Here is a 23585-nt window from a genome sequence, read left to right as displayed (position 1 = left end):
CCAGATCGGGCCGCTGGGGGTCAAGACGGCGTTCGGAGTCTTCGTGGCGCTCGGCGGTCAGGCGCTGGCTCTGCGCACCAGCGAGGTCGGCAGCAGGATCGACAGCGGCAGCTTCTCCTCGCCCGCGAGCTCGGCGAGCAGGCGCCAGGTCATGGTGCGGCCGAACTGTTCCACGTCCTGGCGCACGGTGGTGAGCGGTGGCACCGCCGTCGCCGCCACCACCGAGTCGTCGAACCCGACCACCGCCACGTCGCCGGGGATCTGGTAACCGCGTGCCTGCAACACCATCATCGCGCCCAGCGCCATGATGTCCGCCGCCACGAAGACCGCGTCGAGGTCGGGTGCCATGCCCAGCAGCTTCTCCATCGCGAGCGCGCCGGCCTCCGGCGTGAAGTCGCTGTGCACCACCAGTTTCACGGCCAGACCATGTTCCGCGAGACCGCACCGCCACCCGCTGAGCCGGTCCATGCCGACCGCCATGTCGGCGGGGCCGGCGATCGTGGCGATCTTCTCGCGCCCCAGGGAAATGAGGTGGCGCACCGCTTCCAGCGCGCCGTTGAAGTTGTCCGAGTCGACGAACGGGAACGAGCCCGCGGCGAGTGGACGGCCTCCCACCACGATCGGCAGACCGGTCTCGTGCAACGTCCTCGGCAGCGGGTCCTCGCCGTGCAGGCTCACGACGAGCGCGCCGTCGACGTGACCGCCGGTGAGGTAGGCGATCTGGCCGGCGCCGTCCGACGGCTGGTTCATCATCAGCAGGAGCTGCACGTGCCGCCCGGCGAGTTCGGCGTGGACGCCGCGCAGGACACCGGCGAAGAACGGGTCGGCGAGCACCCGGCTGCCCTGCTCGGAGATCACGAGCGCGATGGCGTTGGCCTTGCTGCCGGCGAGCGTCCGCGCGGCGTGGTTCGGGCTGTACCCGAGCAGCGCGATCGCGCGGTGCACCGCCTGCCGGGACCGCTCGCTCACGTACTTCTCTCCGTTGATCACGCGGGAGACGGTGGACTTCGACACCCCGGCCACGCGCGCGACTTCCTCGATGCGCGGGCCGGGGCGCCGACTCCTGCCTTCTGTCATGAGACCGCGACCAACGCGTTGTCGCGTGCCACTCTGGAGAACCACCTCGCACTCATCTTCGGCGTGCGGATCTGGGTGTCGTAGTCGACGTGGACGATGCCGAACCGCTTCGCGTACCCCTCGGCCCACTCGAAGTTGTCCAGCAGCGACCAGCAGAAGTAGCCGCGCAGGTCGACTCCCGCCTTGATCGCCGTGTGCGCGGCGCGCAGGTGCGCCGCGATGTAGCCGGTCCTGTCGACGTCGTCGATCGCACCGGCACCGGAGACGTGGTCGCGGAACGCGGCGCCGTTCTCGGTGATGTAGAGCGGAAGCCTCGGGTAGTCGTGGTGCAGCCGCAACAACACGGCGGTGAGGCCGTCCGGCCTGACCTCCCAGTCCATGTCGGTCCTGGGGGCGTCACGGCGCGGGAACGAGGCGCTCTTGACGCCCACCCACGGCGAGGCCTTGTCGACGCTGCCGTTGGGCGAGGAGCTGACGTAGTGCTCGGTGTAGTAGTTCACGCCGAGCATGTCCATGGGCGCCGAGATCACGTCGAGGTCGCCGTCGCGCACGTTGTCGCTGAACCCGAACGGGTCGAGGTCCGCCACGACGTCGGCGGGGTACTCGCCGCGCAGCAACGGGTCGAGGAAGATCCGCTGCTGCAGCCCGTCGAGCCTGCGCGCGACGTCGAGGTCGGCCGGGTTCCCGGGATCGACGGGGATGATCGGGTACATGTTGAGCGTGATGCCCACCTGCGCTCCCGGAGCGGCGGAGCGGATGGCGCCGGCGGCGAGCCCGTGCCCGAGCAGCAGGTGGTGCACCGCCGCGACGGCCGCGCGCGGATCGGTGCGGCCGGGCGCGTGCACACCGGACGCGTAGCCGAGGAACGCCGAGCACCACGGCTCGTTCAACGTCGTCCACGTGCTGAGCCGGTCGCCGAGCGCCTCCACCGTGGACGTCGCGTAGTCGGCGAACCGGAACGCGGTGTCGCGGGCGGCCCAGCCGCCCGCATCCTCCAGCGTCTGCGGCAGGTCCCAGTGGTAGAGGGTCGGCCACGGCACGATGTCGTGCGCCAGCAACGTGTCCACGAGCCGCTTGTAGAAGTCGAGGCCTGCCTGGTTCACCTCGCCGCCGTCCGGCCGCACCCGCGGCCAGGCGATGGAGAACCGGTACGCCTTCAGGCCGAGCTCGGCCATCAGCGCCACGTCCTGCTCGAACCGCCGGTAGTGGTCGGCGGCGGGTTCGCCGCAGTCGCCGCCCACGACGTTGCCGGGTACGCGGCAGAAGACGTCCCAGATGGAGTCGGTGCGACCGTCGACGTCGGTCGCACCCTCCACCTGGAACGCCGCGGTCGCGGCGCCCCACAGAAAACCCTGTGGGAAAACAATGTTCTCCATTTTCACCCCTTGACGGCGCCCTGCATCACACCGGCGACGATCTGCCGCCCGAGCACGAGGAAGATGATCAGCACCGGGATCGTGGCGAGCGTGGTCCCGGCGAGGACGAGCGAGTAGTCGACGTAGTAGCCGCTCTGCAGCTTCTCCAGGGCGACCTGGAGAGTCGGGTTGTCGGCGTTGAGCACGACCAGCGGCCAGAGGAAGTCGTTCCAGGACTGCATGAACGTGAACACGCCGAGCATCGCGGCGGCGGGGCGCGCGGCGGGCATTCCGACGTGCCAGAACGTCCGCCACAGGCTGCAGCCGTCCATTCTGGCGGCCTCGACGAGTTCGTCGGGCACGGCGTCGACGAGGTACTGCCGCATCCAGAAGACTCCGAACGCGGTGACGAGGTTGGGCACGATGACGGCTTCGAGCTCACCGGCCCAGCCGAACTCGGCCATCGCCATGTACAGCGGGATGATGCCGAGCTGCGTCGGCACGGCGAGCGTCGTGACGACGAAGAGGAAGAGAACGCCCCGGCCGCGGAACCGCAGCTTGGCGAACGCGAACCCCGCGAGCGCCGAGAGCAGCACGACCGAGACGGTCACGGAGCCGGAGACGATGAAGCTGTTGCCCAGCGCCTTCCAGAACGGGATGGTGTCGAACACCCGTGTGGCGTTCGCCCAGAAGTTCCCGCCGGGGATCAGCGTGAAGTCGCCGGTCAGCACGGAGTTGTCGCGGCTCGCGACCAGGTAGGACCAGTAGAACGGGAAGGCCGAGCCGAGCACGAAGGCGCCGAGCAACCCGTACACCAGGAACGAGGGCCTGCGGTTGATCATCGCACCGCCCTCCTGGTGATGAGGAAGTTGAGTCCGGCGACGGCGATGATGATCAAGAACAGCACCCACGCGATCGAGGAGGCGTAACCGAGGTCGAGCCCCTGGAACGCGGTCTGGTAGAGGTAGAGCACGACGGTCTGGTACTGGTGTTCCGCGCCGCCGCCGCTGCCGCCGGACGGCTCGTACAGCTTCGGTTCGGTGAAGATCTGCAGGCCGCCGATGGTCGAGGTGACGATCACGAAGATCAGCGTCGGCTTGAGCATCGGCAGCGTGATGCTGAAGAACCGGCGCAGCGGCCCCGCGCCGTCGACGAGTGCGGCTTCGTGGACCTCGCGCGGGATCGCCTGCATCGCGGCGAGCACGATCAGCGAGTTGTAGCCGGTCCACCGCCAGTTGACCATCGAGGCGATGGCGACGTGGCTGCCGAAGGTGCTGGCCTGCCAGTCGATCGGCGGAATTCCCACGGCCGACAGCACGGTGTTGACCAGGCCGTACTGCGGTCCGAACAGGTTGCCGAAGATGATCGTCAACGCGACGAGCGAGGCGACGTAGGGGAGCAGCACGCCCATCCGCCAGCCGGTGCGGGCGCGCAGGTTCTCGTTGAGCAGCGCCGCGATCAGCACGGCGACGACGATCTGCGGTGCGCTGGAGAGCACGAAGATGCTGAAGGTGTTGAACAGCGCTTGCCAGAACTGCGCGTCCTCGACCAGCGTCCGGTAGTTGTCCAGGCCGATGAACGCCGGGTCGTCGGCGCCCACCTCCCAGTCGAAGAGCGAGACGTAGGCGGTGTACAGCAACGGGAAGAGCCCGATCGCGCCGAACAACACGAAGAACGGCGCGACGAACAGGTACGGCGACACCTTGTTGTCCAGTTTGGACAACGGGTACCGCCGGGCCGGCCGCGGGCGGGGCTGCTGCTCCCGCCCGCGGTCGACCTGAGGAAGCACGGCGGTCACTTGGCCGCCTTCTCAGCGCCCTGCACCGCGGTGCGCCACGCCTCGTCGGCGTTCTTGCCCTGTTCCACCGACTGCAGCGCCGGGCTGAACACCGTCTCCTGGATCTCGCCGTCCTTCGGGCCCTTGTACTGCGCGGCCGTGACCTTCTTGGCCTGGGTCGCGAACAGCGCACCGGCCTTGACGTCGTTGAAGTAGGGGTTCGTCTGCTCCAGCAGCGCGGGCGCGTCGAGTGCCTTGACCTGGCTGGGGAAGGTGCCCTTGGCCTTGAACGCCTTGATCTGCTGCTCCGGCGCGGTCAGCCAGGCGGCGAGCTCGGCGGCCTTCTTGGCGTTCTTGCTCTGCTTCGGCACGCTCAGGTACGAGCCGCCCCAGTTGCCGCCACCGTTCGGGAACGCGTCGGCGACGGCCCACTTGCCCTTGTTCTCCGGCCCCGCCTGCGACTCGATCACGCCGAGCATCCACGACGGGCACGTCTTCGTGGCGAACTTGCCGAGCTTGAACCCGGTGTTCCACTCGTTGCTGAACGCGGCGAGCCGCGCCGACTGTCCCTTCGAGACCGCCTTCGTCACCGCGTCCCAGTCGGCCTTGATGTCGGGGTTGGACTCGACGACCAGCTTGTCGTCGCGGTCGTAGTAGCCGACCTGGTGCTGGTTGTGCATGGCGTTGAAGACCTGCGCGGCGTTGTCGAACCAGGCGACACCCGGCACCTTGGCGACGAACTGGTCACCGGCGGCGAAGTAGCTGTCCCACGTGGCGAACAGCGTCTTGACGCCCTCCGGGTCCGAGGGCAGACCGGCCTGCTGGAACAGGTCCTTGCGGTAGCACATCGCCAGCGGGCCGATGTCCGTGCCGTAACCGATCAGCTTGCCGTCCTTGGTGGTGACCGCGTCGGACTTCCACTTGAGCCACCGGCCGTCCTCGATCTGCGGCCCGATCTCCTTGAGGTCGTTGAACTGGCTCGCCTTCGCCATGACCTGGCTCAGGTAGCCCTCCTCGACGGCCTCGATGTCGGCGAGACCGGAACCGGCACCGAGCTTGGTGAACAGGTTCTGGTGGTGCGGCTGGCCCTGGCCTGTCTTGCGTTGTGTGATCTTCACGTCCGGGTGCGCGGCCTCGTACTCCTTGAACAGGTCCTCGTACCCGAACTCGTTGAACGTCGCGATCGTCAGTTCGGTCTTGCCGTCCGGGGACTGACTGGCCCCTCCCGAGCCGCAGGCGGTGGTGGCGGCGGCGGACACGGCGGCACAGATCAGCACGCTGACCCAACGCTGTCGCACGGGAGAACTCCTCTGGTCTCGGCGGGATTCTGGGAGCGCTCCCAGATGCGGAGGAGTTTCGCGCCGTGTCACAAGTGTGTCAAGGCTCACTCGTGGGTAGCAGCAGCGGGTTCCGCGTACGACGCCGGTGTGACCTCGGGGTTTCCAGTGTGGGTCACGTTTTGAAAAACTGGGAGCGCTCCCAAGACCTGGGCCCGGATTCGGGGTCTCTGCCTGCGCGACTAGGCGCTGGCGCGACGCACGAGGGTGGTGGGCAACAGCAACGAGGGCGGCAGTCCTGCCTCCCCGGCGAGCTCGCCCAGCAGCCGCCACGTCATGGTGCGGCCGAGCTGTTCGACGTCCTGCCGGACCGTGGTGAGCGGCGGGGTCGCCGTCGACGCCAGCAACGAGTCGTCGAACCCGACGACCGCCACGTCCTCCGGGACGCGCCGGCCCCGCGAGTGCAGGACCTGGAGCGCTCCCACGGCGATGATGTCGGCCGCGACGAACACCGCGTCGAGGTCCGGCGCCCGGTCCAGCAGCTCGGTCATCGCACGCGCGCCGCTCTCCGGCGTGAAGTCGGCCTCCGCCACGAGATCGGCGGACATCTTCGCCTCGCCGAGGCCTCGGCGCCAGCCGCTGAGCCGGTCGAGCCCGGCTGCCATGTCACGCGGACCCGTCACGGTCGCGATCCGGTCGCGGCCCAGCGACACCAGGTGCCGCGCGGCCTCGAGACCGCCGGTGAAGTTGTCGGAGTCGACGAACGGGACGGAGGTGGAGCCGAGCGGACGGCCGCCGACGACGATCGGGAGGCCGATCTCGCGCAGCCGTCCGGGAAGCGGGTCGTCGCCGTGCAGGCTCACCAGCAGCGCGCCGTCGACGTGCCCACCTGCCAGGTACGTGACCAGGTCGTCGTGCCCTTCCGGCTGGCTCAGCATCAGCAGCAGCTGGATGTGCCGCCCGGTCAGCTCGGCGTGCACCCCGCGCAGCACCCCGGCGAAGAACGGGTCGCCGAGCACGCGGCTGCCCTGTTCGGAGACGATCAGCGCGATGGCGCTGGCCTTGCTGCCCGCCAGGGTTCGCGCCGCCTGGTTCGGGCTGTACTTGAGCCGGGCGATCGCCGCGTGCACGGCCTCGCGGGACTTGGCGCTCACGTACTGCTCGTCGTTGATGACCCGGGAGACGGTCGACTTGGACACTCCGGCCAGCCGCGCGACCTCCTCGATGCGCGAACCAGGCCGCCGGTGCCGGTCGATTTCCGTCATGTCGTTCATCGTAGGAGTCAGCGCGCGTCAATTCGAATGTGGACGAACTTCGCGTGTCGCCCACAGCTCCGGTCAGCAACGGAGGCGTCCCCGGCACAACGCTGTGCCGGGGACGCGGAGGGGATCCGGTCACGAGACCGGGAGTGGGATCGGCGCGGGACGCCTGGGCGCGCAGAACGTCCAGCGCCGAGATCTGGTCAGGGTTCGGCGCCCCACGCGAGCGCGCCCGCGGAGTAGGCGGTGACCCTGTCGAAGTCGGTCAGCGCGGCGCTGACCCGGTAGCTGTGGTCGTCGGCCTGGTCGAACGCGGACCAGTCGGACTTCGCCACCCGCAGCTGGATCTCGCCGGTGGCGGCGTTCGCGGCGAGACTGCCGGTGGTGAAGGACACCTCCAGGTACGCGTCGGCTCCCGGTCGCGGGGTGGCGAGCTTGACGACCTGGGCCCGGATGCCCGCGCAGCCGATCTGCGCCCAGTCGCACCAGACCTGGTACCCGGCCGCGGGCTCGCCGGTGAACCAGTACCTGACGGTCGTGGTGGTGAGGCTGACCGGACCGGTGCCGTTGTTGGTCACCTGGAGCGTCGCGCCGATCTGGTTCGTCCTGGCCGCGCTGGTTCCCTTGTGCTGCACCGAGAGCGTGCTCCGGACACCGGGCAGCGTGCGCACGCTCACCGGTGCGCTCGCCGCGGAGACGTTGCCCGCGGCGTCCCTGGCGCGCACCGAGAACGTGTACTGCGTGTCCGGAACCAGCCCGGTGACGAGCAGGCTGGTCGTGGTCGCCGAGCCGACGACGCTCGTGCCGTTCATCACCTCGTATCCGGTGACGCCGACGTTGTCGGTGGCGGCGGTCCAGTTCAGCGTGACGCTGGAGCTGCCGGCGTTCGACGCGGTCAGTCCTGTCGGGACGGTCGGCGCCTCGTTGTCGTCGACGCCGCCGCCGGGTTCGGTGCCCCACACCGTCTTCCCGTCCTGGCGTAGCACGATCCGGTCGGTCTGGGCGACGGTGTTGCCGCTGCCGAGCCCGGCGTACGACCAGTCGTTGGCGGGGTCCCACGTGCCGGTGCTGGTGATGCGGAACTGCACTTCCTTGCGGTACGCGGACTGCCCGGCGGGAGCGATGCCGGAACAGGGGATCTCCACGTAGTACACCGCTCCGCGGTACTGCGTCGGCGCGCTCGCCGTGCCGCACTGGTTGTAGTTGGTGGTCACGGAGATCTGGCCGGGCGTGGTGGCGCCGTCGAGCGTGAAGAAGTAGCGCAGCGTGCCGTTGAACGTCCGCGCCGGCCACGCGCTCTTGTTGAGCACGAACGCCTTGATCTCGGTGAACTGGGCGGCGCTCTGGTTCACCGACGCCTGGACCGTGAGCTCGGGCCCGTCCGGGGTCTCCGCCACGGGGAAGCTCGCCAGCGGGGTGCCGCCGAACTCCCGGTACAGGCGGGCGAGAGCGCCGGTGAAGCCCGCGTTGTAGTCGAGCGCGACCTCGTTCATCACGTAGTCGCTGCGACTGTCGGTGTACGCGTCGTTGTTGGTGCTGGGGCCGCCGACCAGCGCGCCGTAGAGCACGTGCCGGCTCGTGACGGGTTCCTGGATGCTGTCGGCCCACGATCCGTGCGCGGTGCGGTGGTGCGGGTTGCGCGGCGGGTTGGCGCCGAAGCCGACGAGGTAGCTCGAGTTGCGCGGGTTGTCGCCGAGGGCGTAGTTCACCTGCCGCACAGCGAAGTCGTGGTACGTCCTGGCCCGCGCGCTGTCGCGAGTGGACAGCCAGTCCGAGTACACCAGCGCCGCGAACGCGGTGTTGGCGGCGTAGCGCAGGGAACCCCAGCTGTCGAGCACGGCCTGGCCGCCGGGGGAGTACCGCACCCGGTTGCCGTTGTAGCCGGTGGTCCAGAAGTCGAGCCAGCGGTTGGCGTCGGTGATGTAGGTCTGCTCGCCGGTGAGCTTGGCCATCAACACATAGGCGCCGTAGGACTTGTCGTCCCACGCGATGGTCCACTTGTAGGAACGCTCGGAGCTCTGCGGTTCGGTGCTGAGCTTCTGGTACTCCGCCTTGGCCTTGGTCAGGTAGCTCGCGTCACCGGTCGCGCGGTGCAGCCAGATCGCGCCCCACACCAGCTCGTCCTGGTAGCCGCTCCACGAGTTGTAGAAGTTCGCGGCGTCGGTGATGCAGGAGCTGTACTTGCCGCGGTAGGTGTCCGCGAACGTGTAGAGCTGCTTGGCGTGGGTGAGCAGCGTGGCCGCGTAGGTGGGATCGGTGTCCTTGAAGACCATCGAGGCCGACGCCATCGCGGCGGCGTACTCGCCCGCGAGGTCGGAGCCGGGACACGAGGCGTCCACTTTGTACGAAGGACGGGCCATCGGCATGACCTCGGCCGATCCCCACCAGGCGTGGTCGGGGTTGCCCGCGCCGACCTGGCCGTAGACGACGTTCGGTGACGGGTGCGCCTTGATGATCCAGTCCGTGCCCCACCTGAGGTTCGCCATCAAGTGCTTGAGCTGCCCGGAGTCCGCGTAGGCCGCGCGGTTCTCCACCGCGCCCCACGCGAGCATCGACATGCTGAACGCGAAGGGCAGCCCGAACTTCACGTGGTCACCGGCGTCGTAGAACCCGCCGGACAGGTCGAGCCCGACGTCGGAGCCGTCGCGCAGCGCGGAGTCCGCGCGCCAGCTCACCCGGTTGTCCGCCGGCAGCTTCCCGGACCGCTGTGCGTCGTAGAACCAGATCGACTTCTGCAGCGCCTCCGCGTAGTTGAACGCGGGCGCCGCTTCCGCTCGTGGCACCACCAGTCCGGCGAACAGCACGACGATCGCGGTGGTGATGGCTCGTGACCTGCGATTGAGCACTTGAGCCTCCGATGACAGGGTTCGGATGCTTATGGGAGCGCTCCCAGTTCGGCCGACTGTAACGGTCACGAAAACATTCCGGAAGGGGCGCCTGCTGAATGCACTCGTAAATGCCGACAGCCGGCCCCTGGACGTCGGCCGGATGTCGCCCTGGCGCTGTGCCGAACGGGTTCACAATCGTTCAGGTGGCAGAAAGTAGCCAGCCGCCGCAATGCTGGCCCGTTCGGCACAACGAACCGTGACCGTTCGTCGTATTTTTCTCGTCGATCATCGCGCAGACCTTGTCGATCACTTTCTTCGGCTCATCACTGAAATGGCGCAGCGAACCGGAAAGCGGGACACCGTGCGCATCCCTGCAGGGCTGTTCCGGTGGTGGTTGAGCCCGGAATGCCACATGATCGCCCCTTGCGACGGTGACTTTGCGTGCAACATGAAATTCGCTCGGACATCGACGGGCGTTCGACAACGCTTCCCGAGCCTGTTCGCGGCCGTTACAGTCCCGTTTCGCCTGGGAGCGCTCCCAGGTCCCTGACTCGGGGTCGGCTTGGGATGTGGACCGACACGGTGCGGCGTCGTGGAGGTCAGCGCGCGTCCCGCGACGGCAGCGCGGTGGTGTCTCGCCGTTCTGTTCCCCGGCGTCGAACGGTGTTCCTGCCGCTCGGCCGTCCCGGCCCCGCCGAGCGCTCCCTCCGGACACGAACCCCGGAGGGAGCGCTCCTGGACCGCCCTGTCAGGAAGTGTTGCCATGACTGGACTTCGCGCGGCTCCGGTGTGTCGCTGGGCCGCGAGCAGTGCCGTATCGCGTGTCCCTTCACGCCGTCGACTCGCGGATCACCAACCGGCACGGCTGCCGGAAGACGCCGGACGCCGGGGTGCCGTCGAGCGCAGCGAGCAGGTGCCGCACCGCGGTCTCGCCGACCTGCTGCAGGTTCAGGTCGACGGTGGTGAGCGGCGGCTTGCTGTCCGCAGCGAAGATCTCCCAGTTGTCGTACCCCACGATCGCGACGTCGTCCGGCACGCGGCGACCGAGGTCCGCCAGTGCCTGTGCGGCCCCGCTGGCGATCTGGTCGTTGCCGCAGAAGATGGCGTCCACTTCGGGCGTCGTCGCCATCAGCAACCGCGTGGCGTGCCTGCCCCAGTGCTGGGACCACTCGCCGTGCAGCGGCTGCCCGCCGGCCAGCATCAGGCCGTGGTCGTGCAGGACGGCACAGGTCGCGGCGGCGCGGTCGCGGGCGGCGCGCCAGGACTGCGGGCCGGTGATGTGCGCGATGTGCTTGCGCCGCAACGCGATCAGGTGCTCGACGGCGAGCAGCGCGCCGCCCTCGTCGTCGGACACCAGGCAGAGGTCGGCGGGGTTGGTGGATCTGCAGTAGACGTACACCACGGGCACCGGGATGTCGGCCGTCAGCGACAGGTGCACGTCGTTGCTGTCGCCGACGATGATGAACCCGTCCACCTGGCGCGCCAGCAGGGTGCGGATGTAGTGGTTGCGGCGGATCGCGTCGCCACGCGTGTCGCACAGCAGCACCGACATCTCCTGGTGCGACAGGGCGTTCTCGGCGCCCAGCAGGATCGGAATGGCGAACCGGCCGTCGAGCTCGTCGGTCAGCAGGCCGATGGCACGGGTGCGGCCGGCCACGAGACCCTGCGCGAGAACGTTGGGGCGGAAGGACAACTCGGCCGCCGCACGCAGCACGCGGGCGCGGGTGGCCGCAGCCACCTCGTCGCGGTTGTTGATCGCCTTGGACGCGGTGGCGATCGACACGCCCGCCAGCCGGGCCACGTCCCTGAGTGTGATCGCGTCCGATCGCCGTCTCCCCATCGAAATCCTTTCGAACGAGATTCGACTGCTCATTCGACGATTTCTGCGACTTGTGGCGCATTGTCGAAATCGTTTTCGATCTCCAGGGTGCGTTACCTGGCAACAATGCGCAACAGTTCCACCCGCTACCGTCCACTTGGGACAGACGAGGCGCGTATCACCGGGGCGTGAACGTGGTTCCGGGAGCCGCGTAGTCGACGTGTCCCTGATAGCGGGACGACGCGCGTGCGACCGCTTCCTGCGGCGACAGGAAGCGGCCCACGTGCGTCACGATCAGCCTGCCCGCGTTCGCGCTCGTCGCGGTGTCGCCCGCGTCCTCCGGCGTGTGATGGACCATGTCCGGCGTCTTCTCGGCGCTCTCGGCCTCGCACAGCAGCACGTCGGTGTCGCGGGCCAGTTCGACGAGGCTCTGGCACGGCGCTGTGTCGCCGGAGTAGGTGAGCGACACGTCGTCCGCCTCGACGCGCACGCCGAACGCGGGGATGCCGTGGTGCACGGCCCTGGTGGTGAGCAGGAGCGTTCCGATCGTGGTCTGGTGGCCGTCGTGGAGCTCGGTGATCTCGAACGCGTCCTCGACCGGGCTGCGCGTCGGGCCGTTGGTGAGGAAGCCCGCGAGGCGGTCGGCGATGCCGGGCGGGCCGAAGAGCGGGATCGGGTCGCGTTTGACGTCCGCGAACAGCAACGCGTAGTAGGCGGTCAGCAGATCCGCGCTGTGGTCGGCGTGCAGGTGCGAGATCCAGATCGCGTCGACGTCCTCGAGCCTCGTGTAGCGCTGGAGCGGGCCGAGCGTGCCGGTGCCCGCGTCCATCCACAGTCGAGTGTCGTGGTGCTCCACGAGGTAACCGGAGCACGGGTTGTCCGTGCTCGGGTACGGCGTCGCGCACCCGAGGACGGTCAGGCTGAGTCCCATTCGCCGACTCTAGGTCAACGTGCGCGGGTGCCCTTGAGCTTCACCAGCTCCGACTCGTAGAGGTCCTCGACGACCTTGAGCGTGCCGGGCACGTTCGCGTCCGGCCGCGTCATGTACGACTGGGTGCTGGAAGGCCGTCCGACCAACGAGAACTTCAGCGGGCCGGTGATGCCCTTGGTGGTCAGACCGGTCGTGTCGTGGAACGCGCGCAGCACGCCGTCCCGCGTCAGGTCCTTCTTGCCGCAGGCCTTCTCCAGCACGGCGACGAACGCCATCGCGACCGTGTACCCGTGCACGGTGTTGAGCGTTCCCGCCTCGCCGCGCCAGCGTTCCTGATAGCCGTCGCGCAGCTCCTTCACGCCCTCCGCGTTACCGCTCCACGGTGCGACGGGCGTGGGGATCAGCACCTGCTTCGCGAACACCGGCGCGACCGGCGACTGCATGATCGCGGCGTCGTAGCTGACGGCGTTGGCGAGGATCGGCACGTTCCACCCGAGCTGCGCGGCGATGCCCACCGCGGCGGCGGCCTGCGGTGGCGTCAGGCTGAGCACGAGCACCTTCACGTTGGCGGCCTTGAGCGCGGCGATCTGCTCGGCGAAGTTCGCCGTCGTCTCGGTGACCGCCTGCTCGGAGATCTTCATGCCCCAGTTCTCGGCGACGAACCGGCTGCCCTCCAGGGCGTTGTCGCCGAAGCTGCCGCGCAGGTGCACGTGCCCGATGGTGTCGCCGGCCGCGAGGACGCCGTTGCGCTTGTAGTGGTCGAGCCCGTTGATGATGTCGAGGTCGTACGTCGTGCCGACGATCATCATGTGCGGGTTGCCGAGCAGGTCGGCCGCCCACGAGCCGGGCACGGTGAGCGCCCGCGTCTGCATCAGGTCCGGTTCGATGGCGGCGGTCATCGGCTGGCCCAGCACGTCGATGAATCCGAGCACCTGCGGTTCGAGCTCGAAATAGCCGTCGAGCGCCTTCTGGACGTCGTAGGCGTGGTCCTTCTGCTTCAGCTCGATGCGCCGCCCGCACACGCCGCCACGTTTGTTGACCTGGTCCAGATAGAGTTCATATCCGCGAATACGGAAAATCGACGACCCTTTGAACGGGCCTGTCATGTCTGTCAACACGCCGAGCGAGATCGATTCAGCCGAGACGCCAGGACCAGTGCGAACAGGCTCAGTCATCTGGTCATCTGACCCGCACGCCGTGAGCGTGCCGAAGAGCAGGGTGGCGGACAGGAACAGGGGACGAATGCGCATTCGAGGCCTTGTCGCAGGGGGACGTTACTCGTGGGTAACGCGCAGTATTGAGTAATCCACACCAGGTAGTCCAATCATGTGGCCCGAAACACCCTCCGGGGTGAAACCTTCGATTAACGATGGAAATGTCCCGCCGGGTACCGTGATCGAGTGGAAGAGCCCGTGTGGAACGAATGGCGGCGGCCAGGCCCCACTCCCGCCCAGCGACGACGCGACATCGGCATCGCCGTGCTCGTGATGCTCTGCGCAGTCGAGTTCACCGTGCTGGTCAACAGCATGGGCGCCTTCGCCCAGGGCCGCGCACCCGACCTGCGCGAGCAGCTCGCCTGGGTGCTCGCCCTCTCGCTTCCCCTCGTGGTGCGCCGCCGCTACCCGCTGGCCGTCATGCTCGTGGTGTCCGCGCTGTTCATCGCCGCGCAGTGGCGGCAGCTCGGCGACAACCTGGTCCCGTCCGCGATCCTGTTCCTCGCGATCTTCACCGTCGGCGCCTGGGAACAGAACCGCCGCGTGGCGCGCTGGTCCCGCATCGGCGTCATCGCCACGATGTTCTTCTGGCTGGGCTTCAGCCTCGTGCGCGCCCTGCTGGGCCCGCCGGGCAACTTCAAGAACGCCGCGGGCCCGCTGGACCCGGTGCTCGCCTCCGTCGTCTACGGGCTCGAGTTCAACATCTTCTTCTTCGTCTTCGCGTACGTCGTGGGCGAAATGGCGTGGACCGCTGCCCGCCGCCAGGCCGAACTCGGGTACCAGGCCGAGGAACTGCGGCTCTCCCAGGAACAGAACACCCGCGGAGCCATCACCGCCGAACGCATGCGCATCGCCCGCGACCTCCACGACGTCGTGGCACACCACGTGTCCGTGATGGGCATCCAGGCCGGTGCCGCCCGCCGAGTCCTCGACTCCGACCCCGCGATGGCCCGCGACGCCCTGCACACCGTCGAGGAAACGGCTCGCACCGCGATCAACGAACTCCGCGGCCTGCTGGGCGTGCTCCGCGCCGACGCCGAACCGGATCTCCGCGCCGCCCCAGGCCTGGACGACCTGCCAGAACTGCTGGAAAACGCCCGCGCCGCAGGCCTCGAGGTCTCCCACGGCGTCTACGGCGCACCGCGAGAGGTGCCGTCAGCCGTGGCGTTGTCGGCCTACCGCGTGGTCCAGGAAGCCCTCACCAACGTCGTGAAGCACGCGGCCGCTCAACACGTCGACGTGCGAATGCGTTACCTGGACAACGCCCTGGAGCTGGAGATCGCCGACGACGGCCGCGGCCCGTCCACCGCACCGGTCTCGGGCTTCGGCCTGGTGGGGATGCGCGAACGCCTGGCGGTGCACGGCGGTTCGCTGGAGGCGGGTCCCCGCCGCGGCACGGGCTACCTCGTGCGCGCATCACTGCCAACTGGGGAGAAGCCGTGAGCTTGCGAGTGGTGCTGGCCGACGACCACGACCTGGTCCGCGCCGGCTTCCGCGTCATTCTGGGCACCGAGCCGGGCATCGAGGTGGTGGGAGAGGCGGGCGACGGCGCCGAGGCCGTGGACCTGGCCCTCCGCCTGCGTCCCGACGTTGTGCTGATGGACGTCCAGATGCCTCGCGTGGACGGCCTGGAAGCCACCCGGCAGATCCTCGCCGCCGGTCACGGCACCCGCGTGGTCATCCTGACCACGTTCGACCGCGAGGACTACCTGTTCGAGGCGTTGCAGGCCGGTGCGAGCGGATTCCTGCTGAAGAACGCCTCGCCGGAGGACCTCGTCGAGTCCGTGCGCGTGGTTGCGCGTGGCGACGCTTTGTTGTCGCCAGAGGTGACGCGGCGGGTGATCGCGCGGTTCAGCGCTGTGGGCAAGCAGCGGACCCGGCCGCCGTCGTTGACCGATCGCGAGTTCGAGGTGCTGGTGGAGCTGGCCAAGGGTGCTTCCAATGCGGAGATCGCTGCCGCGTTGTTCCTCGGTGAGACGACTGTGAAGACTCACGTGTCGCGGGTGCTGGCGAAGCTCGGGCTGCGGGATCGGACGCACGCGGTCGTATTCGCGTACGAGCAGGGGATTGTGACGCCGGGCGGCTGATTTTCGGCTTCGCCCAACCCGAATTTCTGCGGCTGCTTTTCGTAGGTGGTTGCGTGACGTCGAGAGAGATGGTTGCTATACGGTGCCATAGGGGTTGAGCTGCGGTTTCACCCGATGGTGTGGCGCTCGATGTCCGTTTTTGTATTTGATCTCGAATAGAATTGGGGTATGGACGTCGTCGAGGTTCTCGATGCTCTCGCCTATCACGAGAAACAGGTCGCCTACCATCAGGCGCAGGGTTTGCGGGTTCTCGCGGATTACGCCCTCGCGTGTGAGGGTGAGGAGTTCTTCGACGCCGAGATCGCCGCCGCGATGCACTGGACTTCAGCTTGGACGTCCCACCAGATCGCTCTGGCGCTGGATCTGGCCTCGAAGCTGCCGCGCACGCTGGACGCCCTGGAGAAGGGTGAGATCGACCTGTACAAGGCGCGGGTGCTGCACGACTCGACGATGCCGTTGTCGGCGGATCTGGCGGCGCAGGTGGAGGAGCGGGTGCTGGCCAAGGCCGAGGGCAGGACGGGGGCGCAGGTGCGGCGCCTGGCCGGTCGGGTGGTGATGCGCGTCGATCCGGACGGCCACGTTTTCGACGACCCGCCACCGTTCTAGACCACGGCCACCGGCCACGCAGGGTTGCGATCCCAGGGACACCTCCGGATCGCAACCCGCGCCCTGGTGACCACTCACGCAACCCGGCCACAGAAATTCGGTCGGCGAAGCCGGATCCCGCGCCCCCGACCTGCATCCCACCACGTACGCAATCTGACGTACGCGAGATCAGAACGTGAGCGGATGAAGCACCCCAGCCCGACGACGAGAGTGAGCACAACACCACGAGACAAGGGAGTGCACCGCGATGACCACCACTCGCAAGCTCACCGGCCGCGCCCGCAAAGCAGTGCTGCTGGTGCACGTCCTGTCGTCAGCGGCGTGGCTGGGCATCGACCTGGCCTTGGGCATCCTGGTCGTGGTAGCTCTGTCCACAGAGGACGCGACCACCGCCGCCATCGCCGTCCAGTCGATCGACATCTTCGCGATCTGGCCGATGTTCGGCGCCAGCGCGGTCTGCATGGTCTCCGGCGTGGTCCTCGGCCTCGGCAGCAAGTACGGCCTCGTCAAGTACTGGTGGGTGGCGATCAAGCTGTTCATGAACATCGGCATGTCGCTGCTCATCGCGTTCGCCCTCCGCCCTGGCGTCGACGAAGCGGCGGAGATCGGCAGGCGGATGATGGCGGGCGACCAGGCCGCGGCGATCCCGTCCGACCTGATGTACCCGGTCGTCGTCGCGCCGACGTTGCTGTTGTTCGCCTACGTCCTGTCGGTGTTCAAGCCGTGGGGCCGGATCCGCAAGCCGGCGCAACCGGTCAAGCGCGAACGCGACCTCGTCGGGGCGGTCTAGCGCCAGACGAAAACCGGCGTCCTCGAACACCTGGCGCGCAGCCCTTCACGCACGGCACCTCGTCCGACGGCACGATCCGGATCACGAAGACCGCCCTAGGTGAACAGCGGCAGGAGCTCGTCGACGTTCAGGAACGTCGTGCTGCCCGTGACGAGCCCACCGCGCACGTCGAGGAACACCAGCCCGAACGGCTTCTCCAGACCCGGCCGCATCTGCCAGTAGGCGGGCGACGCGTTGGCCGCGACCGGCACCAGCCAGGCACCGGCACAGGCGGCGTTCGGATCGTTCAACGCAAGAGAAATCGGGCCACGGCCCCGCAGCCACCAGCTGAACGGCGGCATCGACATCGTCGCGTCCTCGTGCAGCAACGCCACCAGGGTCCGCACGTCGTGCCGCTCGAACGCCTCGCAGTACCGGCTGAGCAACGCCTTCTGCGTCGGATCGGCGGGGTTCAGGGGCTCGCCGGGATCAACGGTCTGCAGCGTGGCCCGTGCCCGCTGCAACGCGCTGTTGGCCGACGCCACCGAGATCGAGAGCAACGTGGCGACCTCGTCCGCCTTCCACGCCAGCACATCGCGCAGGATCAGCACCGCGCGCTGACGAGGCGGCAGGTGTTGCAGCGCCGCCACGAACGCGAGCCGCACGGTTTCGCGGCGGATCGCGGTGTCCTCTGGCAGGACCCGAGCGTCGGGCACGGGCTGGACGAACGCCCGCTCGGGAAGGGGCGCGCCGAAATCGCCACCGGCCGGTCGCAGGTCGATGGCGAGGGCGCGGCGTTGGGCGCTGCGCAGCATGTCGATGCAGATGTTGGTGGCGATGCGGTACAGCCAGGTCCGCAGTGACGCGCGCGAAGGATCGAAGCTGTCGTACGCCTTCCACGCGCGCACGAGGGTCTCCTGCACGGCGTCCTCGGCCTCGAAGCCGGAGCCGAGCATGCGGTAGCAGTAGCCGGTCAGCTCGATCCGGAACGGCTCCAGCGTCTCGATCACGCGAAGGACCCTACGCGGACCGATGAGTTTTCGTCGGCCGGTCCGTACACACGAGCATGACCGAAGACATCAGGGCCGCGGTGGCGGCGGAACGACGTGAGCAGGCCGAACTTCTCGCGAGCCTGACCGAGGAGCAGTGGAACGCGCCGAGTCTGTGCGCGGGGTGGCGCGTCAAGGAGGTCGTCGCGCACACGACGCTGCCGTTCCGCAGCTCGGGCGGGCGCGTGCTCCTCGAGATGCTCAGGTCGGCCGGCCGGTTCAACCACGCCTCCGACCGCATGGCTCGCAAAGACGCCGCAGCGCTGTCCACGAACGACCTGGTCAACGTTCTCAAAGCCAACATCGATCACCCGTGGACCCCGCCCGGCGGTGGTCCGGTCGGCGCGCTCTCGCACGACGTCATCCACGGCCTCGACATCACCGTCGCACTGAAACTGAACCGGAAAGTGCCCCACGAACGCCTGAAGCTCGTCCTCGACGGCATGACCCCGCGCAGCGTCAGGTACTTCGGCGCCGACCTCGGCGGCAAGAGGCTGGAGGCGACGGACATGGACTGGACGTTCGGCGCGGGCGAGCCGGTCAGAGGTCCTGCTCAGGAGCTGTTGCTGCTCATCTGCGGACGTCGTCTGCCGGAGGGCTCACCGCTGCACGCACCCGCGCCGTCGCCTCGGTCGTCGTCGTGAGGAACCGGGCCACGACCTGACGGTCCTCCGCGCTGAACTGCTCCCACGTCGAGGAGAACTCGCGGGCGAGCGGCTGGAAGAACGTGGAGGCCAGCGCCGTCGCCGCGGAGAGCACCCTGAGCTCGACGCGGCGGCGGTCGTCGGGGCTGCGGTCGCGGACCACGTGACCGGCCCGTTCCAGCCGGTCCAGCACGGACGTCGTCGCGGACGCGCTCAGGTTCAGCGCCTTGGCGAGCGAGCCCGGTGTCATGGGGGAGTCGGCCGTCATGATCAGGTTCAGCGCCGTCATGTCGGTCGGGTGCAGCTCGTGCGCCGCGCTGAAGATCTCCAAGAACCGGTTCGACTCGGCGACCAGCGCACGCAGAAGCATGCTCAGGTCGTAGTCACTTGCGTCGCTCACGGGGTCAGCATACTGTTTCGTCCATCGAAAGGTTCGACGATCGAAGGAATGCTGATGCGAGTCCTCGCCGGGGTGCTGCTCGTCGTCTGGCTCGCACTCGGCGGGTTCACCGGGCCGTACGCGGGCAAGCTGTCGGAGGTCGCGGAGAACGACAGCAGCGCGTTCCTGCCGAACTCCGCCGAGTCCACACAGGTCGCCGAGCTGCAGAAGAAGTTCCAGCGCAGCAACGCGATCCCGGCGATCGTCGTCGTCGAACGGCAGGGCGGGCTCACCGAGCAGGACAAGCAGTACCTCGCCGACCGCGGCAAGGGCTTCCAGGCGTCACCGGTGATCCCGGCGCCGAACGACAACGAGGCCGCCCAGCTCGTCGTGCTGCTCGACCCCGCGAAAGAGGTGCGTGACTCGGTCCTGCAGCTGCGTGACGGCACGCGCGGTGCGCCCCCAGGCCTGAAGGTGCTGGTCACGGGCCCGGCGGCGCAGATCGCGGACCTCGTCGAAGCCTTCGGCGGGATCGACGGGCTGCTGCTGGTCGTCGCGGGCGCGGTGGTCGCGTTGATCCTGCTCGTCGTCTACCGGAGTCCGCTGCTGCCGGTCGTCGTGCTGCTGTCGGCGGTCTTCGCGCTCGGGCTCGCCAGCTTCGTCGTGTACCTGCTGGCGAAGAACGACGTGCTGGCGCTGAACGGTCAGAGCCAGGGCATTCTCTCGATCCTCGTGTTCGGCGCCGCGACGGACTACGCGCTGCTGCTCGTGTCGAGATTCCGCGAAGAACTGCGCGACACCCAGGACAAGTACACGGCCATCCGCACGGCGTGGCGCGGCACCATCGAACCCATCGCGGCGTCGGCGGGCACGGTGATCCTCGGCGTGCTGTGCCTGCTGTTCAGCGACCTCGACTCGAACAAGGGCCTCGGACCCGTTGCGGCCATTGGCATCGGGGCCGCGTTGCTGACCACGATGACGTTCCTGCCCGCGACGCTGGCGTTGTGCGGACGCGCTGCATTTTGGCCGTTCGCGCCGAAACTCGGCTCGCCGCACCCGGAAACGAGCGGACTCTGGGGCCGCACGGCAGACCTGGTGCGCCGCAGGCCGCGCGCGATCTGGATCGTCACCACGATCGTGCTGCTCGTCGGCGCCGCGTTCCTGCCGCAGCTCAAGGCGTCCGGCACCGCGCAGTCCGACGTCTTCCTGACCGAGGTCGAATCCGTTGCGGGACAGGAGGTGCTGTCCAGGCACTTCCCCGGCGGAACGGGCTCGCCGACGGTCGTCGTCGCCGCCGAGAGCAAGACGGCGGAGATCCTGCAGAAGTCCAAGGTGGACGGTGTGGCCGACGTCAGGCCGGCCGGTACCGCGGAAGGGCTCGTCCGCGTCGAGGCCACGCTGAAGGACGCGCCGGACTCCGACGCGGCGGTGGCGACGGTCGAGCGCATCCGTGCGGCGGTGCACGGGATCGGCGACGCGAAGGTCGGCGGGCAGACGGCGACGTTGCTGGACACCAGGAAGACGTCGGAGCGCGACCGGCTGCTGATCATCCCGATCGTGCTGGTGGTGATCTTCCTGGTGCTGGCGCTGCTGCTGAGGTCGTTGCTGGCACCGGTCCTGCTGATCGCCACCGTCGTGCTGTCGTTCGCGGCCACGATGGGCGTGTCGGCGCTGGTGTTCAACCACGTCTTCGGCTTCCCCGGCTCGGATCCGGTGGTGCCGCTGTTCGGGTTCGTGTTCCTGGTGGCGCTGGGCATCGACTACAACATCTTCCTGATGACCCGCGTCCGCGAGGAAACCCGGCGCCTCGGCACGGTGGAGGGAACGTTGCGAGGCCTCAGCCTGACCGGTGGCGTGATCACGTCGGCGGGTGTGGTGCTGGCGGCGACGTTCGCGGCGCTGGCCGTGCTGCCGATCCTGTTCCTGACGCAGATAGCGTTCATCGTGGCGTTCGGTGTCCTGCTGGACACGTTGCTGGTGCGGTCGTTGCTCGTGCCGGCGCTCGCGGTGGACATCGGTGGCCGAATCTGGTGGCCGTCGAAGCTGCGGTGAGCCAGGATCTCGGCCATGACCTTCACGGCACGGCAGCTCAACCGCGCGACGCTCGACCGGCAGATGTTGCTGCGGCGCGAGCCGGTGGACGTGCTCACGGCGGTCGAGAGGGTCATGGCGATCCAGGCACAGGAGCCTCCGTCGCCGTACATCGCGCTGTGGAACCGGATCGAGGGCTTCGACCCCGCCGACCTGGACGAGGCGTTCACCAGCGGCGCGGTGCGCAAGGCGTCGCTGATGCGCATCACGCTGCACGCGGTGACGGCGGCCGACCACGAGGTGTTCCACCACGCGATGCTGCCCGCGCTCAGGGCGTCCCGGCTGAACGACAGGCGGTTCCGAGCGATGGGGCTCACGGTCGAGCGGGCCGACGAGGTGCTCGCGCACCTGGTGGAGTTCGCGGCCGAGCCGAGGACCAAGCCGGAGCTGGAGGAGCTGCTGCACTCGCACGTCGGCGACGTGGGGGAGCCGGGCCTCTGGTGGGCGCTCGCGTCCTACGCGCCACTGGTGCGGGTGCCGACGGGCGGCCCGTGGGCGTTCGGGCCGCGGCTGTCGTTCCAGACCGCGGTGATCGAGCCGCGTGACCGGATGGCGGCGCTGGCCGAGATGCTGCGCCGCTACCTCACCTCGTTCGGGCCGGCGACCATCCCGGACATGAACCAGTTCACGATGCTGCCGCGCACCACGATCCGGGACGCTCTGCAGCTGCTCGACCTGGTGCGGGACGGCGACTACCACGACGTTCCGAACCGGACGATCCCGGACGAGGACACCCCGGCGCCACCGCGGCTGATGGCCATGTGGGACAGCACGTTGCTCGCCTACGCCGACCGCAGCCGGATCATCCCTGAGCAGTACCGCAAGCTCGTGATCCGCAACAACGGCGACACGCTGCCGACGCTTCTCGTCGACGGCCACGTGGCGGGAGTCTGGCGTCCGCACGAGGGCGGCGGCATCGAGGCGACCGCCTTCCACTCCCTGAGCAAGAGGCAGTGGGCTGGTCTCGCGGAGGAGGCCAGGGCGTTGCACAAGTTCCTCGGCGACCGGGAAACGCAGATCTACCGGCGTTTCGCGCGCTGGTGGAAGGATCTGCCGGTCGATCACGTCCGAATCCTGTGACCACGTCGAGATCCACAAAGGCCCTTGCACGAGTCACCAGGTGCCGTGACAGCCGGCCGAGTGGTTGCCTGGAGGCCCTCCAACGGGCAAGGTCGGAATGGTGAGTGATCCCGCGCCGCACATGTCGCGGACCGGCCGGCCCGAGGTCGACGACATGCTCGATCAGGTCGTGCACCAGCTGCTCGCGGCCAATCTCGACCTGCACTCGGTGCTGGGCGTGTTCAGCAGGCAACAGGGGGTGGGCCGCGACCGCGTGCACGCCGTCATCGACCGGCTCGACGACACCATCGCCGCCATCCACCACGCGGGCGCCCGCCTCCAGATCTCGCTGGCCGACGAGGCCGCTCTCAACCAGGCCAAGGGAGCGCTGGCCGCCCGCAGGGACATCTCCGTCGCCGAAGCGTCCGACCTGATCACCGGCCACGCCTCACGGCACGCGCTGGACGTCTCCGTCGTCGCCCGTGCCGTGCTGGCGGGGGACCACCTGCCCTCCGCCGGTTCGTAGCCGCTGACCAGTTGCCGCCGGGCGGTGAGGGCCGTCAGACCTTCTGGGGCTCGGCTTCGGCCGGCCGCATCTCGGGAACGACGCCGTTGGGCGCGGCGGCGGGTGCTGCCTCGGGTTCGGCTTCCGCCAGCCGGTCCGCCATGGTGCCGCTCTCGGGTGTGCCGGTGGGCGACGGGATCTTGCCCAGCAGGTATCCGGCGTGGCTCACCGCGAGCAGCACGAGGAACGTGTCCGAGAACGCGGGCAGCCCGCCGATGCCGGCGGGGTTGCTGACCGCCCTGAGCGCCGCCACCGCCTGCGCGACGTACGCCAGCACCAGCAGGATCGTGATGAGGAAGTTCTGGAACTTCGACAGGTCGATCGACTTGCCGGCCGACGCGCCCTCCTCGACGGTCAGCATCTCCCACAGCCGCCCGCCTTCCCGCCCCTTCGGGTAGGCCGCCACGCAGCCCGGCCGCGTCGTGCTCTTCACGACCTTGATCGCGCCCGCCACCACGGCGGACCCGATCGCGATGCTGAGCAACGTGAGCACCTGACCGGGGATGCGGAACCCGGCGACGTCGACCTGCCCGGCCGCGAACCGCCCGAACGCCATGCCGCAGATCAGCGACAGCAGCACGACGGTCCACAACATCATCTGCAGCCGCGACAGGCTGTACCGGCCGCGCGCGTCCCGCAGGACGTTCTGCGCGCCGAGACGGCCGGGTACCACGACCGCGAGCAGCACGATGACGAGAGCGGACACGAGCCAAGCCCAGAACGTGGTCGCCATGGCGGCCTCCTCGTTACGCCTTTCGGACGCTGTGGGGAGTACGTCGTCGCGACGCGACCTGGCGTT

General features: G+C 68.6%; 22 protein-coding genes. 8 read left to right on the top strand and 14 right to left on the bottom strand.

From position 1 onward, the window contains the following. Positions 1–57: 57 nt before the first annotated feature. From IEZ09_RS26495 to IEZ09_RS26445, 11 genes are all read right to left on the bottom strand, one after another. The gene (locus tag IEZ09_RS26495; protein WP_189256473.1) at positions 58–1077 is read right to left on the bottom strand and encodes a LacI family DNA-binding transcriptional regulator; all 1020 of its coding nucleotides are present in this window, start codon (positions 1075–1077) and stop codon (positions 58–60) included. Further along, the gene (locus tag IEZ09_RS26490; RefSeq protein ID WP_189256472.1) at positions 1074–2453 is read right to left on the bottom strand and encodes a GH1 family beta-glucosidase; all 1380 of its coding nucleotides are present in this window, start codon (positions 2451–2453) and stop codon (positions 1074–1076) included. Before IEZ09_RS26490 ends, IEZ09_RS26495 begins: the two co-directional genes overlap by 4 nt. Before the next feature lie 2 nt (positions 2454–2455). Then, positions 2456–3274 carry a carbohydrate ABC transporter permease gene (locus IEZ09_RS26485; RefSeq protein ID WP_189256471.1) on the bottom strand — a complete coding sequence of 273 codons (819 nt, stop codon included), beginning with the start codon at positions 3272–3274 and terminating at the stop codon, positions 2456–2458. Next, a complete protein-coding gene (locus IEZ09_RS26480; protein ID WP_189256470.1) occupies positions 3271–4230 on the bottom strand; it encodes a carbohydrate ABC transporter permease in 960 nt (319 codons plus the stop codon). Before IEZ09_RS26480 ends, IEZ09_RS26485 begins: the two co-directional genes overlap by 4 nt. Beyond that, on the bottom strand, positions 4227–5507 hold the full coding sequence (locus tag IEZ09_RS26475; protein ID WP_189256469.1) for an ABC transporter substrate-binding protein: 1281 nt from the start codon (positions 5505–5507) through the stop codon (positions 4227–4229). The genes IEZ09_RS26480 and IEZ09_RS26475 overlap by 4 nt, the downstream gene beginning before the upstream one ends. A 221-nt stretch (positions 5508–5728) precedes the next feature. After that, entirely contained in the window at positions 5729–6751 is a 1023-nt protein-coding gene (locus IEZ09_RS26470) for a LacI family DNA-binding transcriptional regulator (protein WP_229812978.1), read from the bottom strand. A gap of 197 nt (positions 6752–6948) precedes the next feature. Continuing rightward, positions 6949–9591, bottom strand: coding sequence for a glycoside hydrolase family 9 protein (locus IEZ09_RS26465; protein ID WP_229812977.1), 2643 nt, complete (start codon positions 9589–9591; stop codon positions 6949–6951). A gap of 181 nt (positions 9592–9772) precedes the next feature. Then, a complete protein-coding gene (locus IEZ09_RS26460) occupies positions 9773–9985 on the bottom strand; it encodes a hypothetical protein (RefSeq protein ID WP_189256467.1) in 213 nt (70 codons plus the stop codon). Positions 9986–10402: 417 nt separating this feature from the next. Further along, the gene (locus IEZ09_RS26455) at positions 10403–11413 is read right to left on the bottom strand and encodes a LacI family DNA-binding transcriptional regulator (protein WP_189256466.1); all 1011 of its coding nucleotides are present in this window, start codon (positions 11411–11413) and stop codon (positions 10403–10405) included. 157 nt (positions 11414–11570) lie between these two features. Continuing rightward, entirely contained in the window at positions 11571–12323 is a 753-nt protein-coding gene (locus tag IEZ09_RS26450) for an MBL fold metallo-hydrolase (RefSeq protein ID WP_189256465.1), read from the bottom strand. A gap of 14 nt (positions 12324–12337) precedes the next feature. Beyond that, a complete protein-coding gene (locus IEZ09_RS26445) occupies positions 12338–13498 on the bottom strand; it encodes an ABC transporter substrate-binding protein (RefSeq protein ID WP_268247650.1) in 1161 nt (386 codons plus the stop codon). A gap of 225 nt (positions 13499–13723) precedes the next feature. Between IEZ09_RS26445 and IEZ09_RS26440 the strand changes: the two genes are divergently transcribed. The 4 genes from IEZ09_RS26440 (at position 13724) to IEZ09_RS26425 (ending at position 17020) form a co-directional block, all read left to right on the top strand. Further along, the gene (locus IEZ09_RS26440; RefSeq protein WP_229812976.1) at positions 13724–14980 is read left to right on the top strand and encodes a sensor histidine kinase; all 1257 of its coding nucleotides are present in this window, start codon (positions 13724–13726) and stop codon (positions 14978–14980) included. Then, complete coding sequence (locus IEZ09_RS26435) at positions 14977–15624, top strand: response regulator (protein ID WP_189256463.1); 648 nt, start codon at positions 14977–14979, stop codon at positions 15622–15624. The genes IEZ09_RS26440 and IEZ09_RS26435 overlap by 4 nt, the downstream gene beginning before the upstream one ends. Positions 15625–15792: 168 nt before the next feature. Beyond that, positions 15793–16230 carry a DUF222 domain-containing protein gene (locus IEZ09_RS26430; protein ID WP_189256462.1) on the top strand — a complete coding sequence of 146 codons (438 nt, stop codon included), beginning with the start codon at positions 15793–15795 and terminating at the stop codon, positions 16228–16230. A 247-nt stretch (positions 16231–16477) separates the two neighbouring features. Then, positions 16478–17020: a hypothetical protein gene (locus IEZ09_RS26425; protein ID WP_189256461.1), complete on the top strand. Its 543-nt coding sequence runs from the start codon at positions 16478–16480 to the stop codon at positions 17018–17020. 95 nt (positions 17021–17115) lie between these two features. Here the strand turns inward: IEZ09_RS26425 and IEZ09_RS26420 are convergent, their stop codons facing one another. Beyond that, positions 17116–18009, bottom strand: a complete 894-nt coding sequence (locus tag IEZ09_RS26420) for an RNA polymerase subunit sigma-70 (protein WP_229812975.1) — start codon at positions 18007–18009, stop codon at positions 17116–17118. 56 nt (positions 18010–18065) lie between these two features. Between IEZ09_RS26420 and IEZ09_RS26415 the strand changes: the two genes are divergently transcribed. Next, positions 18066–18692 (top strand): maleylpyruvate isomerase family mycothiol-dependent enzyme, encoded by a 627-nt coding sequence (locus tag IEZ09_RS26415; RefSeq protein ID WP_189256460.1) that lies wholly within the window; start codon positions 18066–18068, stop codon positions 18690–18692. Here IEZ09_RS26415 and IEZ09_RS26410 read toward each other — a convergent pair. Further along, positions 18619–19092 (bottom strand): MarR family winged helix-turn-helix transcriptional regulator, encoded by a 474-nt coding sequence (locus IEZ09_RS26410; protein WP_229812974.1) that lies wholly within the window; start codon positions 19090–19092, stop codon positions 18619–18621. The genes IEZ09_RS26415 and IEZ09_RS26410 overlap by 74 nt on opposite strands. A gap of 48 nt (positions 19093–19140) precedes the next feature. On the opposite strand from IEZ09_RS26410, the gene IEZ09_RS26405 reads away from it, so the two are divergent. From IEZ09_RS26405 to IEZ09_RS26395, 3 genes are all read left to right on the top strand, one after another. After that, on the top strand, positions 19141–21123 hold the full coding sequence (locus IEZ09_RS26405; protein WP_370467751.1) for an MMPL family transporter: 1983 nt from the start codon (positions 19141–19143) through the stop codon (positions 21121–21123). Positions 21124–21138: 15 nt separating this feature from the next. Then, positions 21139–22242: a winged helix DNA-binding domain-containing protein gene (locus IEZ09_RS26400; RefSeq protein WP_189256459.1), complete on the top strand. Its 1104-nt coding sequence runs from the start codon at positions 21139–21141 to the stop codon at positions 22240–22242. A 100-nt stretch (positions 22243–22342) separates the two neighbouring features. Beyond that, positions 22343–22747 carry an ANTAR domain-containing protein gene (locus tag IEZ09_RS26395; protein ID WP_189256458.1) on the top strand — a complete coding sequence of 135 codons (405 nt, stop codon included), beginning with the start codon at positions 22343–22345 and terminating at the stop codon, positions 22745–22747. Between the two features lie 34 nt (positions 22748–22781). On the opposite strand, the gene IEZ09_RS26390 is transcribed toward IEZ09_RS26395, so the two are convergent. Then, on the bottom strand, positions 22782–23519 hold the full coding sequence (locus IEZ09_RS26390; RefSeq protein WP_189256457.1) for a hypothetical protein: 738 nt from the start codon (positions 23517–23519) through the stop codon (positions 22782–22784). Between the last annotated feature and the right edge of the window lie 66 nt (positions 23520–23585).

Origin of the sequence: Lentzea flava, assembly GCF_014648475.1 — a bacterium.
GTDB lineage: Bacteria > Actinomycetota > Actinomycetes > Mycobacteriales > Pseudonocardiaceae > Lentzea > Lentzea flava.
The sequence above is the reverse complement of the archived record's forward strand: the minus strand, read 5'-3'. Positions and strand labels throughout refer to the sequence as shown.

Bases quoted from the DNA above. Each gene is read 5' to 3' on its own strand.
- IEZ09_RS26485 (WP_189256471.1), bottom strand. From the start codon at position 3,274: ATGATCAACCGCAGGCCCTCGTTCCTGGTGTACGGGTTGCTCGGCGCC.
- IEZ09_RS26445 (WP_268247650.1), bottom strand. From the start codon at position 13,498: ATGACTGAGCCTGTTCGCACTGGTCCTGGCGTCTCGGCTGAATCGATC.
- IEZ09_RS26450 (WP_189256465.1), bottom strand. From the start codon at position 12,323: ATGGGACTCAGCCTGACCGTCCTCGGGTGCGCGACGCCGTACCCGAGC.
- IEZ09_RS26470 (WP_229812978.1), bottom strand. From the start codon at position 6,751: ATGACGGAAATCGACCGGCACCGGCGGCCTGGTTCGCGCATCGAGGAG.
- IEZ09_RS26490 (WP_189256472.1), bottom strand. From the start codon at position 2,453: ATGGAGAACATTGTTTTCCCACAGGGTTTTCTGTGGGGCGCCGCGACC.
- IEZ09_RS26415 (WP_189256460.1), top strand. From the start codon at position 18,066: ATGACCGAAGACATCAGGGCCGCGGTGGCGGCGGAACGACGTGAGCAG.
- IEZ09_RS26495 (WP_189256473.1), bottom strand. From the start codon at position 1,077: ATGACAGAAGGCAGGAGTCGGCGCCCCGGCCCGCGCATCGAGGAAGTC.
- IEZ09_RS26405 (WP_370467751.1), top strand. From the start codon at position 19,141: ATGCTGATGCGAGTCCTCGCCGGGGTGCTGCTCGTCGTCTGGCTCGCA.
- IEZ09_RS26455 (WP_189256466.1), bottom strand. From the start codon at position 11,413: ATGGGGAGACGGCGATCGGACGCGATCACACTCAGGGACGTGGCCCGG.
- IEZ09_RS26400 (WP_189256459.1), top strand. From the start codon at position 21,139: ATGACCTTCACGGCACGGCAGCTCAACCGCGCGACGCTCGACCGGCAG.
- IEZ09_RS26430 (WP_189256462.1), top strand. From the start codon at position 15,793: ATGGACGTCGTCGAGGTTCTCGATGCTCTCGCCTATCACGAGAAACAG.
- IEZ09_RS26425 (WP_189256461.1), top strand. From the start codon at position 16,478: ATGACCACCACTCGCAAGCTCACCGGCCGCGCCCGCAAAGCAGTGCTG.
- IEZ09_RS26390 (WP_189256457.1), bottom strand. From the start codon at position 23,519: ATGGCGACCACGTTCTGGGCTTGGCTCGTGTCCGCTCTCGTCATCGTG.